This window comes from Streptomyces sp. NPDC048650 (assembly GCF_043199095.1).
Lineage (GTDB): Bacteria > Actinomycetota > Actinomycetes > Streptomycetales > Streptomycetaceae > Streptomyces.
In genome coordinates, this window is the sequence record NZ_JBICVM010000001.1 from 546,941 (window position 1) to 561,746 (window position 14,806).

Genomic DNA, 14,806 nt, shown 5'->3' on the forward strand with positions numbered 1-14,806 from the left:
GGTCGTGCACCGATTCCGTCGCGGGCCGGCCGGCCGGCCGCCCGCCGCCGCGGCCGGCCTCACCCGCGTCCCGGGACCCGCCGCACCGTCCGCCCCGCCAGCACATCCGTCCGCCGCCCGTCCTCGATCACGAACCGGCCGTCGATCAGCACATGCGGGATGCCGGACGGGAGGGTGCGCGGCGCCTCGTACGTCGAACCGGCGGCGACCGTGTCCGGGTCGAAGAGGACCAGGTCGGCGCGGTGGCCCTCGCGGACGAGGCCGCGGTCGGGCAGGCGCAGGCGGGCGGCGGGCCGGGAGGTCAGATGGGCGACGCACTCCTCCAGGGACAGCACACCCAGCTCCCGGACGTACCTGCCCAGGTACTGGGGGAAGGTGCCGTAGGCCCGCGGATGCGGCTTGAAGCCCTGGAGGATGCCGTCGCTGCCGCCGGTGTGGACGCGGTGGCGCATGATCTGCCGGACGTTGTCCTCGTGGCCGACGTGCTGGAGGATCGTCGAGCCGAGGCGGTCGTCGATCAGCAGGCGGCGGGCGGTGACCCAGGGCTCCTCGCCGCGCTCGGCGGCGCTGCGGGCGAGGGTCTTGCCGACGCAGCCCGCCAGCCCCGGATCCGAGACGCCGGAGATCTCGATGGCGTCCCATTCGATCGGTACGCCGTGGCAGCCGTCGGCCCCGTCGACCTCCATGACGTGCCGGATGCGCTCGGCCGTCGCGTCGTCCCGGAGCCGGGCGAGGATCGCCTCCGGCCCGCCCTCGCTCGCCCAGCTGGGCAGCATGGCCACGAGGGTGGTGCAGCCGGGGGTGTAGGGATAGGTGTCCAGGGAGATGTCGGCGCCGGTGTCGAGGGCCCGGTCCAGGAGGGTCAGCAGTTCGGGGGCGCGGCCCTTGTTGACGCCGAAGTTCATGGTGGCGTGGGCGAGATGCAGCGCGCAGCCGGCCTCCCGGGTGAGGCCCACCATCTCCTCGTACGCCTGGAGCGCGCCCGCCCCGTACGAGCGGTGGTGCGGGCAGTAGTAGCCGTCGTAGCGGGCCACCACCCGGCACAGTTCGGTCAGTTCGGCGTCGGAGGCGTACATGCCCGGGGTGTAGGTGAGGCCGGAGGAGAGGCCGACCGCGCCCTGTTCCAGACCCTCGGCGACCAGCTGCCGCATCCGGGCGAGTTCGGCGGGGGTGGCGTCGCGGCTGTCCCAGCCGAGGGCGAGCATCCGCACGGTGCCCTGCGGGATCAGGTAGGCGGCGTTGACGGCGATGCCCGCGCCGTCGAAGCCGTGGTCGAGGCGGTCGAGGTACTCGCCGACCGTGCGCCAGCTGAAGTCGATGTCGGACCCGTCGCCGTTCCAGCCGGTGATCTGGGCGCGGACCTCGGCGAGGGTGCGGTCGTCGACCGGCGCGTACGACAGGCCGTCCTGACCGATGACTTCGAGGGTGACGCCCTGGGCTGCCTTCGCCTCGTGCGCGGGGTCGCGGAGCAGCGCCAGGTCACTGTGCGCGTGCATGTCGATGAAGCCGGGGGAGAGGGCGAGCCCGTCGGCCGCCACGGTGCGGGTGGCCGACGGGCGCGGGCCGCCGGCCCCTTCGCGGCGGATCTCGGCGATCCGGCCGTCGGCCAGGGCGACATCGGCGCGGTAGGACGGACCACCGGAACCGTCGATGACGCGGACGTCGCGGAACACGGTGTCCATGGCGGGGCTGCCTTTCGTGCGGCGTGCGGGGTCCGACGGCGCGCGCCGCGGGGGATCGGCGCGCACCGTCGGGGTCTTGGGGGCAGGTCAGAAGAAGGTGCGGATGAAGTCGCTGACCGTGCCGTCGGCCTCGACGACCGGGATCAGCTGCCACTTGTCGAAGGACGTGCAGGGGTGGGACAGACCCAGGCCGACCCAGTCGCCGACCTCCAGGTCACCGGCGTGCTCGGTGGTGACCCAGGCGTGCTGGTCCGAGAGGCCGGTGACGGTGACGCCGTCCGCGGGCCGCTCGGAGCCGTCCCGCCCGGACCGCACGACCTGGGCCCGCGGCAGGTGCAGGTCGTACGCCGCGTCCCGCTTGCCCGCGTTGAGGAACGCCTGCTGCGGGGTGGGCCGGGAGACGACCTGCGCCCAGAGGCGGAAGGCGGGCTGGAGGGCGCCCTCTTCCGGGACGCGGTTGAAAGGGGTCAGGTGGCGGTAGTGGCCGTCGTCGTGGGAGACGTACGCGCCCGAGCGCAGCAGCTTGAGGACCGGTGCGGACAGCTCGGGGATCTCCGCGAAGACCTCGGCGACCGCGTCGAACCAGGCGCTGCCGCCCGCGCTCACCACGATCGTGTCGAGGTCGGCGAACCGGCCCGCCTTGTCGAACTCCACGGCCAGCGCGACCAGCCGGCGCAGCCAGGCGGTCACCCGCCCGGCGTCCGCGTCCGGCACCTCGCCCTCGTAACCGGCGACGCCGACCAGGCGCAGGGTGTCGACGCCCGCGATGGCGTCGGCGAGCTCCAGGCACTCGGCCTCGGTACGGACGCCGGTACGGGCGCCCTCGCCGGCGCCGAGTTCGATGACGACGTCCACCGGGCGGGTGGCGCCGGCCTCGCGCAGCGCCGTGTCCATCAGCTCGATGCCGCGCAGCGAGTCGACGTAGCAGACGAAGCGGAAATCGGCGTCGGCAGCCAGTTCGGCGGCGAGCCAGCGCAGCGCGGCCGGGTCCACCACCTCGTTGGCGAGGAAGATCCGCTGGATGCCGTAGGAGCGGTACACGCGCGCCTGGTGGGGGACGGCGGCGGTGATGCCCCAGGCGCCGTGCTCGATCTGTCGGGCGAAGAGCTGCGGGGCCATGGAGGTCTTGCCGTGCGGGGCGAAGGCCAGGCCGTGCCGGGTGGCGTAGGTCTCCATCAGGGCCAGGTTGTGTTCGAGCGAGGCGGCGGAGAGGGCCAGCACGGGGGTGGTGAAGCCGTCGGTGAAGAGGTTGCGGCGCTCGGCGGCCAGCTCGCCGACGGTGCGGCCCTCGGCGTCCGGGGGGAGCGCCTTGAAGCGGTGATCCACGCGCTCGTCCGCCAGATCATCGAGTCCCTGTGAGAGCCGCTCGACGGCCATGGGGCCTCCTCGAAAATTGTGTTGCATTCCTTGCAACGGTCATTGCGTATATCGCTTACAGCTGTCTAACATCCGGGCCATCACCCGGTCAATGGTGAGAAACGCGGAGCGAAACCCGGCGCGAGACGGCCGGCATCCACCCGCCCGCCAGCGCAGCGAAGGAGCACCACCGATCGTGACCAGGCCCTCGAACGTCAGCGGCACCACCGGCCCGGACGGCATCCCCGTCCCGGGGCCCGATGTCGTCTGCCTCGGCGAGTCCATGGTCACCTTCCTGCCCGCCGCACCGGGGCGGCTCGCCGATGTGCCCGCCTTCGAGCGCGCCATCGGCGGCGCGGAGTCCAACGTGGCGTGCGTGCTCGCCGCCGCCGGCCACCGCACCCGGTGGATCAGCCGGGTGGGCGCCGACGGCTTCGGCGATCACCTCGTGGCGGCCGTCGGCGCGTACGGGGTCGACACCGGCGCCGTACGACGCGACCCGGCCCGCCCCACCGGCATCTACTTCCGCACGGCCGGCGACCGCGGCACCGACGACCACGAAGTGGCCTACTACCGCGCCGGGTCGGCCGCCTCCGCGATGGCCGTCACGAACACGGACCTGGCCGCCGTCCGATCCGGCCGGGTGCTGCACCTGTCCGGGATCACGGCGGCGCTCTCCGCCGACTGCCTCGGCCTGCTGCGCGAGCTCACCGCACCCGGCGCCCACCGCCCGCTCCTGTCCTTCGACGTCAACCACCGGCCGGGCCTGTGGCGCGACGCCGACGACGTCGGCCCTGAGGTACTGCTCGCCCTGGCCCGCCGCGCCGACCTCGTCTTCGTCGGCGAGGACGAGGCGGAGGACGCCTGGGGCATCACCGGCGGCCCGGACGCCGTCCGCGCGGCGCTGCCCGAGCCCGACACCCTGGTCGTCAAGCGCGGCGCCGCGGGCGCGGTCGCCTACGACGGCCGGGGCGGCCGCCACGCCGAACCCGCCCCGCTCGTCGACGTCGTCGCCGCCGTCGGCGCGGGCGACGCCTTCGCCGCCGGCTTCCTCTCCGCCACCCTCCGCGGCCTGCCCCTCCGCGCCCGCCTCCGCCACGGCCACCTCTGGGCCGCCGCCGCCCTCACCGTCCCCAGCGACCTCGCGAGCCCTCCGGGCCGCGCCCTCGCCGACCGTCTCAGCGGCCTCGACGACGACGCCTGGGGGACACTGCACCTCGGCCCCGGCTGGACGACCGCCATGGAGGCCGTGGACCAGGAGGTACGGACACAGTGAACGAGCGCAGCGAGAGAACCGTCGACAGGCGCGCCCCCGGCGACGGCGGGGCCGCGCGGAGCGGGGCACCGGCATGAGTCAGACCGTCGACCGGGCACTGAGCATCCTGCCGCTGCTCGCCGAGGGACCCGCCGACCTCGGGCAGGTCGCCGACCGCCTCGGCGTCCACAAGTCCACGGCCCTGCGCCTGCTGCGCACCCTCCACGGACACGGCCTCGTCTTCCGCCAGCCCGACCAGCGCTACCGCCTGGGCGCCCGGCTCTTCGCGCTCGCCCAGCAGGCCGTCGAGAACCTCGACGTCCGCGAGGTCGCCCACCCCCACCTCGTGGAGCTCAACGAGCGGTGCGGCCACACCGTCCACCTCGCGGTCTACGAGGAGAACGAGGTCCTCTACATCGACAAGGTCGAGAGCCGTTACCCGGTCCGGATGTACTCCCGGATCGGCAAGCCCGTCGCGATCACCGTCGCAGCGGTCGCCAAGCTGCTCCTCGCCGACCTGCCCGAACCCGAGCGCCGCGCCCTCGCGGAGAGGCTCGACTACCCCCACTACACGTCCCGTTCGACCCCCCACGCCACGGCCTTCCTCGCCGAACTGGCCAAGGTGCGCGAACAGGGCTGGGCCACCGACCTCGGTGGCCACGAGGAGTCCATCAACTGCGTCGGCGCCCCCATCCGCGGGGCGGACGGGCGCCTGGTGGCGGCGATGTCGGTCTCCGCGCCGAACGTCGTCGTCAGCGCCGAGGAACTCCTCACACTGCTCCCGCTGGTGCGCCGCACCGCCGACGCCATCAGCCGGGAGTACTCCGGTACCGCAATTCCCCAGTCACCGGCTGGACCGTCAAAGGAAGTCTGAAGGAACCCATGACCGAGAAGACCGCCCTCACCCCGGCCACCCACACCACCCCGCCCGCGAAGTTCTCCCACGGCGTCAAGAAGGGGAACCTCCTTCAGGTCGCCGGCCAGGTCGGCTTCCTGCCCGCAGTCGAGGGCCAGGCACCCACCCCGGCCGGGCCCACGCTGCGCGAGCAGACCCTGCAGACCTTCGCCAACGTCAAGGCCATCCTCGAAGAGGGCGGCGCGACCTGGGACGACGTGATGATGATGCGCGTCTACCTCACCGACGTCGACCACTTCGCCGAGATGAACGAGATCTACAACGCCTACTTCGAGGAGCAGGGCCTGGCCGCCCCGGCGTCCGCCCGTACGACCGTCTACGTCGGTCTGCCCAAGGGCCTGCTCATCGAGATCGACGCCCTCGCGGTCCTGAGCTGAGCCACCGCCAGTGCCTTTAGTACGTCCGCACCACCCGCCGCACGGCACGGCGCCCCGCACCCCGGGGGCGCCCTGCCGCGGTCCCCCCTGCCTGGAAATCCCCTGCCTGCCAACGGAGTCACCCCATGTTCCTTGCTGCCGCGCCCCCCACCCCGCCGCCACCACCCCACACCGGCGGTCTGCTCGCCGTCATACCCGGCACCGCAGGTCTCCTGACGGTCGCCGCACTCGGCATCGCCCTGCTGCTCGTCCTGATCATCAAGATCCGGCTGCAGCCGTTCGTGGCGCTGCTCGTGGTCTCCATCGCCGTCGGTCTGAGCGCGGGGCTCTCCGTCACCGAACTCTTCGGCACGGTGCAGAAGTCCGACGTGAAGTCCATGATCGAAAGCGGCATGGGCGGCACCCTCGGCCATATCGCGATCATCATCGGCCTGGGCACGATGCTCGGCTCGATCCTGGAGGTCTCCGGGGGCGGCGAGGTGCTCAGCACCCGCCTCCTGAAGGTCTTCGGCGAGAAGCGGGCCCCGCTGGCCATGGGCCTGACCGGCCTCATCTTCGGCATCCCGGTCTTCTTCGACATCGGCATCTTCGTCCTCGCGCCGATCGTCTACGCGGCCGCCAAGCGCGGCGGCAAGTCGATGCTGCTCTACTGCCTGCCGCTGCTCGGCTCGCTGTCGATGACCCACGCCTTCCTGCCGCCGCACCCCGGACCGGTGGCCGCCGCGGGCCTGTTCCACGTGGACCTCGGCTGGATCATCCTGATGGGCATCATCTGCGGTGTCCCCGCCGTGCTGGCCACCTGGGCCTGGGCCGCCTGGATCGGCAAGCGCATCTTCGTCCCGATCCCGCAGGACATGGTCGAGGCGGCCGAGGAGGCCAAGGCGGCCGTCGCCGCCGAACAGCGTGCCTCGGGGATGACCCCGCAGGAGAAGCCGGTCTCCCTGGGCGCGGTGCTCACGATCATCCTGATCCCGCTGGTCCTCATCCTGCTCTCGACGTTCTCCTCCATCGCGATGGGTCCGAGCACCCTCCGCTCGGTCGTCGAGTTCTTCGGCAGCCCCTTCGTCGCCCTGACCATCGCGCTGCTGGCCGCCTACTACCTGCTGGGCATCCGCCGCGGCTGGTCCCGCAAGTCACTGGAGACCGTCTCCACTGCCTCCCTGAAGCCGATCGGCAACATCCTGCTCGTCGTCGGCGCGGGCGGCGTCTTCGGCGCCGTCCTCCAGGGCAGCGGTGTCGCCACCGCCCTGTCCGACACCTTCCACAACGTCGGGCTGCCGGTCATCGTCCTCGCCTATCTGCTGTCCCTGGTGCTGCGGGTCGCCCAGGGCTCGGCGACGGTCGCCATCGTGACGACGGCCGGCATCGTCGTCCCGCTGGTGGAGGGTCAGGGCATGTCGCAGGCCCATCTCGCGCTGATCATCATGGCGATCTCGGCCGGGTCGATCTTCGCCTCGCACGTGAACGACGGCGGATTCTGGATGGTCAGCAAGTACTTCGGGATCACCGAGCGGGACACGCTCAAGTCCTGGACCGTGCTGGAGTCGGTGCTGTCCATCACCGGGTTCGCCGTCGCCGCGGTGGTGAGCCTGCTGATCTAGGGAGCGGGGAGGGCGAGGGGCGCCCCGGCATCGGGCGCCCCTCGCCGCCGTGGCGGGCCGTCAGCCCTGTTTGCAGTACTGCTCCTGCTTGCCGATCGCGCGGTACGGGCAGTCCGCGGTCTCCAGCAGCTGCAGCACCGCCTCCCGGTTGCGCGAGGTCTCCTTGGGGATCACCGAATCCTTCGGGTAGAAGCCGCCGCCGCCCGAGGACGGGTACATCTCGAAGGTGTACGCGAACACCTTCTGGTCGCCCCACAGCCAGTCGTCGATCGCCCCGTCGGTGATGTAGAGCTCGCTGGACTGCTCGGGCGTGTAGCCGTTGCTCGCCGCCATCTTCTTGCCGATGGCCGCGAAGGTGTCGTGCTCGTCCTGGGTCATGCCGGGGCCGGTCTCGTCGTGGGTGAACCCGAAGGGCCACAGGACGAGTTCGCTGTAGGTGTGGAAGTCGACGGCGGCCTTGATCTGCTGCTTGCCGCCGACGACGCGGCTGTGGACGAACTTCGAGACGACCTGGACCTCGGGGGCCGAGGCGGCGGCGGGGCCGCGGTAGGTCTCGTCGCCGGGGTCGCCCGAAGAGCCGTCGCAGCAGCCCCATTTGAAGTCCCAGTTGCGGTTGAGGTCGGTGCCGACCTCGCTGGATCCGGCGTTGGGCTGCCGGTTCTTGCGCCAGCTGCGGAACTGGCCGGTGGCGATGTCGTACTCGCCGCCGTCCGGGTTCAGGTCGGGCACGATCCAGATCTCGCGGGAGTCGAGCAGCTTGGTGATGCGGGCGTCCGAGCCGTACTTGGCGGTGAGCTCGTCCAGGAGGTAGAGGGCCATCTCGACGGTGAGGTGTTCCCGGGCGTGCTGGTGCGCGGTGAAGAGGACCTCGGGTTCGTCCTCGTCCTTGGTGACGTTCTTGCTGAGCTTGAGCGCGAGGATGTCGCGGCCCTCGTGGGAGGTGCCGATGACCTGTTTGCTCAGGAGCGCCGGGTACTTGGCGACGAGGCCGTCGATCTCCTTCGTGGCCTCGGCGTAGGTGTGGTACTTCGTGTAGCCGGCCGGGAAGTCCTTGACGCGGGAGCCGGGGGAGACCGGGCGGGCGGCCGGCGGATCGGGCAGTTTCCGCAACCGGTAGCCGAGTCGACGTACCTGGGCGGCCTGGGCGCGGTCCGCGGTCACGACGACGGAGCGGGCGTGGACCTCGTCGACGGCGGCGCCCGTGGCGACGAGGGCGGTGCGTTCCGCGGAGGTGGCGGGGCCGGTCACCTCGTACTGGTGCGGGAGTTCGGGGTCCGCCGCGGCGTGGGCCGCGACGGCGGTGGTCGGGGAGTCCTGGGCCTGCGCGGCGATCGGTGCGGCGAGCGCGAGGGAGAGGACGGCGGCGAGGACGGTGGTCCGTCCGCCGGGTATGCGTCGGAGTCGCATGCGGTCTCCTGTGGGGTGTGAGGCGAAGCGACGGCGCCAGTGTTGGCGGTTGGCATGGGCGGGTCAAGGCATTCGCCGGCCGGATGTGCGGCGCGGATGCGACGGCCGAACCCGGCAACTTGCCATCGATTCGGGGGAATTCATTGCCCGGAGACGCCCGGGGGCCAACAATGCGCACGACAAACCGAACGCTCCGAACAGAGCCTTCGGTACAGAAGCTGAGAGGACCCCACATGAATCGACCTCTCGTCGGCACCCTGGCCACGGCCCTGCTGGGAGCCGCAGCCCTGGTGGGCGGTGCCGGCAGCGCCGGCGCGGCCCCGCAGGTCAGCTCCGGCCACCCGCAGCAGCAGGCCGCGCACCACGCCAAGGCCGTCGACTTCGCCGGCACCGTCGCACTGAGCAACTGCTCCGGATCCCTCGTCAAGATGCCCACCTCGCAGCCGAACGACCCGGCCCTGGTGATGTCCAACGGGCACTGCCTGGAAAGCGGCATGCCGGGCGCGGGCGAGGTCATCGTCGACCAGCCGTCCAGTCGCAGCTTCACGCTGCTCGACAAGTCGGCCCGCGAACTGGGCAAGATCAAGGCCACCAAGGTCGCGTACGCGACGATGACCGACACCGACGTCACGCTGTACGAGACGGGCTCGACCTACGCCCAGATCGAGCAGAAGTACAAGATCAAGCCGCTGGAGCTGGCCACCACGCACCCGGTGAAGGGCGCGGCGATCAGCGTCGTCTCCGGCTACTGGAAGAAGATCTACTCCTGCAGCGTCGACGGGTTCGTGCCCACCCTCAAGGAGGGCGACTGGACCTGGAAGGACTCGGTCCGCTACACCCCCGAGTGCAAGACCATCGGCGGCACGTCCGGCTCGCCGGTGGTCGACACCGCCAGCGGCAAGGTCGCGGCCATCAACAACACGGGTAATGAGGACGGCGAGAAGTGCACCGTCAACAACCCGTGCGAGGTGGACGAGAACGGCAACGTCACGGTGCACAAGGGCACCAACTACGCGGAGGAGACCTACGGGATCCCGAAGTGCTTCGGCGTCGGCAACAAGCTGGACCTGAGCGCGGCGGGCTGCGAGCTCCCCAAGCCCTCGGGCGCGCGACGCTGACCGGTACGACATGACCCCCCGCCGGTAACAGGCCAGGTCCCGTGCATGCGGTGCACGGGACCTGGCTGTGGGGGGTGGCGTCGAGGGGCCGGTTACGGAAGGCCGTGCACGTGCGCGCCCACCTGGCTCGCGAACGCGTTGCCGTTGGCCGCGTCCCAGTTGGTGGACCAGGCCATCGCACCGCGCAGCCCCGGGTAGGTCTTCGAGGGCTTGAAGGAGCCGCAGCCGCTGCCCTTGGTGAGGCAGTCCAGGGCGTCGTTGACGACGGACGGGGAGACGTACCCGCTGCCGGCCGCGCTGGAGGACGCCGGCACGCCGATGCCGACCTGGGACGGGTCGAGGCCGCCCTCCAGCTGGATGCAGGCGAGCGAGGTCAGGAAGTCCACCGAGCCCTGGGCGTAGACCTTGCCGTCGCAGCCGTTCATCGAACCGCTGTTGTAGTACTGCATGTTGACGACGGTCAGGAAGTCCTTGATCCCCAGGGCGGTCTTGAAGTACTCGTTCTGCGGCGACTGCATGTCGACCGTCTGCGGCGCCATGGTCACCACGACGCCGCTGTGCGCGGCGTGCACGGCCTTGAGTGCCTGCGTCATGTACGTCGAGTTGAGGCCGTTCTCGAGGTCGATGTCGACGCCGTCGAAGCCGTAGTCGTCCATCAGCTTGTTGACGGAGCCGGCGAAGTTCTTGGCGGAGGCGTCGTCGCTGACGGACACCGAGCCCTTCTCGCCGCCGACGGAGAGGACGACCGACTTGCCGGCCGCCTGCTTGGCCTTGATGTCCGCCTTGAAGTCGTCCACGGATCCGTAGCCGACGGCCGGGTCGAGGGCGAAGGTGAGGCCGCCGGGCTCGCCGGTCGCTTCGGCGAAGGAGACGGCGATGATGTCGTAGGCGTCGTCGACGTCCTTGAGTTTCTGGACGGTTGCGCCGTTGTCGAAGTTCTGCCAGTAGCCGGTGACCGCGTGGCCGGGGACCGCGGCGGCGCGGTCGGCGACCGGGTGCGGCCCGGCGGGCGGGTGCGGCTCGGCGGCGCCGGCGGTGCCCGTTGCGACGACCCCGGCCGAGGTCAGTACCGCTGCGGCCAGCCCGGCCAGAAGTCTTGCCGTGCGCCTTCGCTTCGCTGTGCCTGATGGTGCGCGAACCACGACTGCCTCCGTGTGGGGGGGAGTTGGGGGGAGTGGTGCCGGACGCGCTCAGGGGCCCCTGCGCTGCCGTACAACGTGGTCCAGACCAATGAACCTGTCAAGGGTTTTGCCGGAAGCGGAAGTTCCCCGTGCCCGCCTGGGCGTTACCTCCCGTTCCGCAGGGCGGAATGTTCCATTTCCCCGGGGGGTATGTGCCGTTTCCTCGTCGGGTGACGGAGATGACGAGTAGCCCAGAACGTGTTCTCTAGGGCGTATCTCGTGGATAAAGTGCTGAGCGTATGGCGCCGATGGCGCAGAGCTGTGCCGATCCGCGGTCCCGGACCTCCGGCGGCCGCCAGGAGTGGGGGAGCGACGTGCCGACCGCGATTGCAGTCACCAGCCCTGACCTCGCGCTGCCCGCAGACCGGCAGACCCCTGCCGCCGTCGTCCTCCAGGCCCCACAGCTGCAGCCGTTGGACGACGCCCTGACGGAGACCGCCGCCGTCCTGGAGCACCACGGCCATCTCGTCGTGCTCTACTCCGCCGCCTGCCCGGCCGACCACATCCGCCGGCTGCACACCCTGCGCTCCGTCCTCGAGAGCGACCGGATCGCCATCGTGCCGCTGTCCCTGCCGCCGCTGGGGCTGGCCGTACTCGCCCGCCAGCTGCGGCAGTTGTCGCTGTGCGGCTTCAGCGCGGGGCTACTGGCCGGTGCGGCGCGGCTGCTGGCGCACTACATCCACGCGGGCGCCCTGCTGGGCAGCGTCAGCGGCCTGGACCGGGTCGAGGTGGACCTGCGCGCGCACATGAAGTCCTGGTTGCCGGGCGCGCACTTCGCGGTGCTCGCCCACCCCGAACCGAGGCTGCAGCACCTGGACCGGCACGGCACCGGCGCCGCGCCGCCGGGCCCCGGGTTCGCCACCCAGCTCGCCCTCGCACGCGGCCACCTCACCGCCGAGTGGGTGGACGGTGTGCTGGCCCCCGCCTGGCGCGTGCAGGGCGTCTACGAAACGCGGCTGCCCGCCGAGTCCGCACGGTGGTGGGGCACCCAGAAGCTGATCGAGTTCGCCGCGGCCATTCCCGACCCGGCCGTCCTCCACCAGCTGGTGTCGTCCGTCCGCCGCGAGGCGTGCCGCTGGTGCGGGCTGGAACTCATCGGCGACCGGTGCACGTTCTGCGCCACGCCTGCGGCGCGCGACGGCGTCACGGTCGGCGCGGTCGGCGTGGGGCAGCAACCGGCGGCCATAGCGGGGCCGCCGGCCGGACCCGTCGGCCCGGCCGCCACCGCCCCGGCGCCCGCCGCACCCGTCGCACCCACGGCACCCACGGCACCCGCGTCCGTACCCGCCGCGCCCGCCCCGCCTCCCGCGCCCACGCCGCCTCCTCCCGCACCCACCCCATCTGCCGCGCCCCCGCCACCGGCTCCCGCGCCGCCGCCGTCCCCGCTCCACCAGCGGGGCCTCTCCCCGGTGGCCCCCTCGGGCGCGCCAGGCGTACCGGGTGGACCGGGCGTACCGGGTGCACCCGGTACGCCTGGCGTACGCGGCGCCGCCCCCGGCCAGTTGGACGTGCGCGGGCCCGGTGTCACGAACGCTCCGCCCACCCCCGGCGTCCGGGACCTCCCCGGCCATCCCGACTTCCCCGGCAGCGCGCGGACGGTGGCCCACGTGCGCTGAACCCGACCGGGCCCGTCCCCCCGCCGACCGACCGTGCCGGCCCCGAACCGACCGTGCCGGCCCCCGAACCGACCGTGCCAGCCCCCGACCCCCCGATCGAGGTCCCACCCCCATGAACTCACGTCAGCGCCGCGGAGTGATCCTGCTGCTCGTGTCGGCCCTCTGTGCGGTCGGCGCGTTCGTCGGCGTGCTGTCGGTGATCAAGAACGTCGAGTCCAAGGTCGGCCCGGAGAAGACGGCGTACCGGCTGAAGGCGGACGTCGCGGCCTACAAGGCGCTGGACCCCGGGCAGTTCGAAAAGGTGACGATGCCCCAGCGGTGGCTGCCGCCCACCGCGGTGACCGACCTCGATCAGGTCAGCGGCAAGATAGCCGTGACCCCGCTCAAGAAGGGCTCGCTGCTCCAGAACGACATGGTCGTCGACCGGCCGGCGCTCAAGGCCGGGCAGCAGGAGATCGCCATCATGATCGACGCCGCCACCGGCGTCGCCGGCAAGATCAACCCCGGTTCCCGGGTGAACATCTACGCCACCTTCGAGGGCAAGCGCCCCGAGGACAAGCCGGTCTCCAAGGTGATCGTCGCCGGCGCCCAGGTCATCGACGTCGGCAAGCTGACGCCCCTGGAAGCCAAGGACCCGGGCGACACCACCACCGCCCGCCAGGCCGGCGAGGCCGTCCCGATCACCTTCGCGCTGGGCACCCAGGATGCCCAACGGGTGGCGTACGCCGAATCGTTCGCCTCCCACGTACGCCTCGCGCTGCTCGCCCCCGGCAGCCACGCGACCGTCTCGCCCGGCGAGCGCACCTACACCCTCGACGGCGACAAGTGACCCGGAGGCCCAGGTGACCATCCGCATCCTCCCCGCAGTCGGCGACCCGGACGCCGCACGCGTGCTGTCCTCACTGCTCAGCCAGCTGCCGGACGCCGAGCCCGCACCGGTGACGACCGACTCCGGCGCACTGCTGAGCGCACTGTCCGCGGCCTCGGGAGCCGGCGCCCAGCCCGCCGGCCCGACCGGCGGCCGCGGCCCGGCTCCCGCCGTCGAAGGGCTGCCCGAGGTCGTCCTCGTCCACGAACGGATCGGCCCGGTGCCCGCCCTGGAACTGATCCGGGAGGTGGCGCTGCGCTTCCCGGCCGTCGGGGTCGTACTGATCACGGCGGACGCGGGGCCCGCACTGTTCTCCGCGGCGATGGACGCCGGCGCCCGCGGCATCGTCGGACTGCCGCTGGGCTACGACGAACTGGCGGCCCGGGTACAGGCCGCGGCCCAGTGGGCGGCGGGCGTCCGGGTGCACCTGGGCGGCAGCCCGGAGACGGCCCCCGGCCCGGCCGGCACCCTGGTGACGGTGACCGGCGCCAAGGGCGGCGTCGGCACGACCGTCACCGCCGTCCAGCTGGCACTGGCCGCGCGCGCCGCCGGCCGCAGCGTCGCCCTGGTGGACATGGACCTCCAGTCCGGCGACGTCGCCTCCTACCTGGACGTCCAGTTCCGGCGCTCCATCGTCGACCTGGCCGGGATCGAGGACATCTCCGTACGGGTCCTCCAGGACGCGGTGCACGACCACCACACGGGGCTGGGACTGCTGCTGGCACCGGAGGAGGGCGAGCGCGGCGAGGAGATCGACGACCGGGCCGCCCGGCAGATCCTCACGGCGCTGCGCTCCCGCTACGAAGTGGTGATCGTCGACAGCGGGTCGCAGATGCAGTCCGCGAACGCCGCGGCCGTCGAACTCGCCGACGTGGCACTGCTGGTGACCACCCCCGACGTCGTCGCCGTCCGGGCCGCCAAACGGCAGGTGCGGCTGTGGGACCGGCTGCAGATCCGCAAGGCCGCGGACACCACCACACTCGTCAACCGGCTCACCCGCGGCACCGAGATCCAGCCCCCGCTCGTCGCCAAGGCCACCGGCACCCAGATGGCCCGCACCCCCGTCCCGGCCGCCTACAAGGAACTCCAGCCGTGCGTCGACGCCGGCCGGATGCAGGACCTGGACGCCCGGTCGACGATCAAGCAGGCGCTGTGGGCCCTCGCCGCCGAACTGGGCCTGGTCGACTCGCCCACCGCGCGCCAGGGCCACGGCGGACACCGGGGGCGCACGTCGCTGACCGGCCGCCGCCGCAAGGCGATCACCACGGGAGCGGCCCCCGGACCGGGGGCGGGCCCGGGGCAGGTCCCCGGAGCGCCCTCGGCCTCCGGGCGGGGCGGGGCACGGTTCGGGACGCGGCGCGGTGCCGCGCCGACGGCCGGCGGGACGGGGCCGTTCGATCCGGCCGGCCCGTACGAGGAGGGCTGAGCG

12 protein-coding genes are annotated in these 14,806 nt (G+C 72.2%); 8 read left to right on the plus strand and 4 right to left on the minus strand.

The genetic code is table 11. The features are described from left to right. Positions 1-59: 59 nt before the first annotated feature. On the minus strand, positions 60-1,682 hold the full coding sequence (locus ACGFML_RS02530) for an amidohydrolase family protein (protein ID WP_393539134.1): 1,623 nt from the start codon (positions 1,680-1,682) through the stop codon (positions 60-62). 87 nt (positions 1,683-1,769) lie between these two features. Then, the gene (locus tag ACGFML_RS02535; protein WP_393539136.1) at positions 1,770-3,059 is read right to left on the minus strand and encodes an amino acid deaminase; all 1,290 of its coding nucleotides are present in this window, start codon (positions 3,057-3,059) and stop codon (positions 1,770-1,772) included. A gap of 175 nt (positions 3,060-3,234) precedes the next feature. Here ACGFML_RS02535 and ACGFML_RS02540 point away from each other — a divergent pair, with 175 nt between their 5' ends. The 4 genes from ACGFML_RS02540 to ACGFML_RS02555 all read left to right on the plus strand — a co-directional run bounded on the left by ACGFML_RS02540 (position 3,235) and on the right by ACGFML_RS02555 (position 7,187). Next, the gene (locus ACGFML_RS02540) at positions 3,235-4,314 is read left to right on the plus strand and encodes a sugar kinase (protein ID WP_393539138.1); all 1,080 of its coding nucleotides are present in this window, start codon (positions 3,235-3,237) and stop codon (positions 4,312-4,314) included. Between the two features lie 73 nt (positions 4,315-4,387). Further along, positions 4,388-5,167 carry an IclR family transcriptional regulator gene (locus ACGFML_RS02545; RefSeq protein ID WP_393539140.1) on the plus strand — a complete coding sequence of 260 codons (780 nt, stop codon included), beginning with the start codon at positions 4,388-4,390 and terminating at the stop codon, positions 5,165-5,167. Between the two features lie 8 nt (positions 5,168-5,175). Continuing rightward, positions 5,176-5,586 (plus strand): RidA family protein, encoded by a 411-nt coding sequence (locus ACGFML_RS02550; protein ID WP_393539142.1) that lies wholly within the window; start codon positions 5,176-5,178, stop codon positions 5,584-5,586. Positions 5,587-5,711: 125 nt separating this feature from the next. Beyond that, positions 5,712-7,187 (plus strand): GntP family permease, encoded by a 1,476-nt coding sequence (locus ACGFML_RS02555; RefSeq protein WP_393539145.1) that lies wholly within the window; start codon positions 5,712-5,714, stop codon positions 7,185-7,187. Between the two features lie 60 nt (positions 7,188-7,247). On the opposite strand, the gene ACGFML_RS02560 is transcribed toward ACGFML_RS02555, so the two are convergent. Further along, positions 7,248-8,594, minus strand: coding sequence for a M14 family metallopeptidase (locus ACGFML_RS02560; RefSeq protein ID WP_393539147.1), 1,347 nt, complete (start codon positions 8,592-8,594; stop codon positions 7,248-7,250). A gap of 233 nt (positions 8,595-8,827) precedes the next feature. Here ACGFML_RS02560 and ACGFML_RS02565 point away from each other — a divergent pair, with 233 nt between their 5' ends. Then, complete coding sequence (locus ACGFML_RS02565; RefSeq protein ID WP_393539149.1) at positions 8,828-9,712, plus strand: serine protease; 885 nt, start codon at positions 8,828-8,830, stop codon at positions 9,710-9,712. A gap of 92 nt (positions 9,713-9,804) precedes the next feature. Here the strand turns inward: ACGFML_RS02565 and ACGFML_RS02570 are convergent, their stop codons facing one another. Continuing rightward, entirely contained in the window at positions 9,805-10,854 is a 1,050-nt protein-coding gene (locus ACGFML_RS02570) for a chitinase (RefSeq protein WP_393539151.1), read from the minus strand. Between the two features lie 278 nt (positions 10,855-11,132). Between ACGFML_RS02570 and ACGFML_RS02575 the strand changes: the two genes are divergently transcribed. From ACGFML_RS02575 to ACGFML_RS02585, 3 genes are all read left to right on the plus strand, one after another. After that, complete coding sequence (locus tag ACGFML_RS02575) at positions 11,133-12,509, plus strand: hypothetical protein (protein WP_393539154.1); 1,377 nt, start codon at positions 11,133-11,135, stop codon at positions 12,507-12,509. Between the two features lie 112 nt (positions 12,510-12,621). Further along, the gene (cpaB, locus tag ACGFML_RS02580) at positions 12,622-13,338 is read left to right on the plus strand and encodes a Flp pilus assembly protein CpaB (protein ID WP_393539156.1); all 717 of its coding nucleotides are present in this window, start codon (positions 12,622-12,624) and stop codon (positions 13,336-13,338) included. Between the two features lie 13 nt (positions 13,339-13,351). Further along, entirely contained in the window at positions 13,352-14,803 is a 1,452-nt protein-coding gene (locus ACGFML_RS02585) for a CpaE family protein (RefSeq protein WP_393539158.1), read from the plus strand. Positions 14,804-14,806 lie beyond the last annotated feature (3 nt).

Bases quoted from the DNA above. Each gene is read 5' to 3' on its own strand.
- ACGFML_RS02545 (WP_393539140.1), top strand. From the start codon at position 4,388: ATGAGTCAGACCGTCGACCGGGCACTGAGCATCCTGCCGCTGCTCGCC.
- ACGFML_RS02565 (WP_393539149.1), top strand. From the start codon at position 8,828: ATGAATCGACCTCTCGTCGGCACCCTGGCCACGGCCCTGCTGGGAGCC.
- ACGFML_RS02535 (WP_393539136.1), bottom strand. From the start codon at position 3,059: ATGGCCGTCGAGCGGCTCTCACAGGGACTCGATGATCTGGCGGACGAG.
- ACGFML_RS02550 (WP_393539142.1), top strand. From the start codon at position 5,176: ATGACCGAGAAGACCGCCCTCACCCCGGCCACCCACACCACCCCGCCC.
- ACGFML_RS02555 (WP_393539145.1), top strand. From the start codon at position 5,712: ATGTTCCTTGCTGCCGCGCCCCCCACCCCGCCGCCACCACCCCACACC.
- ACGFML_RS02560 (WP_393539147.1), bottom strand. From the start codon at position 8,594: ATGCGACTCCGACGCATACCCGGCGGACGGACCACCGTCCTCGCCGCC.
- ACGFML_RS02575 (WP_393539154.1), top strand. From the start codon at position 11,133: ATGGCGCCGATGGCGCAGAGCTGTGCCGATCCGCGGTCCCGGACCTCC.
- ACGFML_RS02530 (WP_393539134.1), bottom strand. From the start codon at position 1,682: ATGGACACCGTGTTCCGCGACGTCCGCGTCATCGACGGTTCCGGTGGT.
- cpaB (WP_393539156.1), top strand. From the start codon at position 12,622: ATGAACTCACGTCAGCGCCGCGGAGTGATCCTGCTGCTCGTGTCGGCC.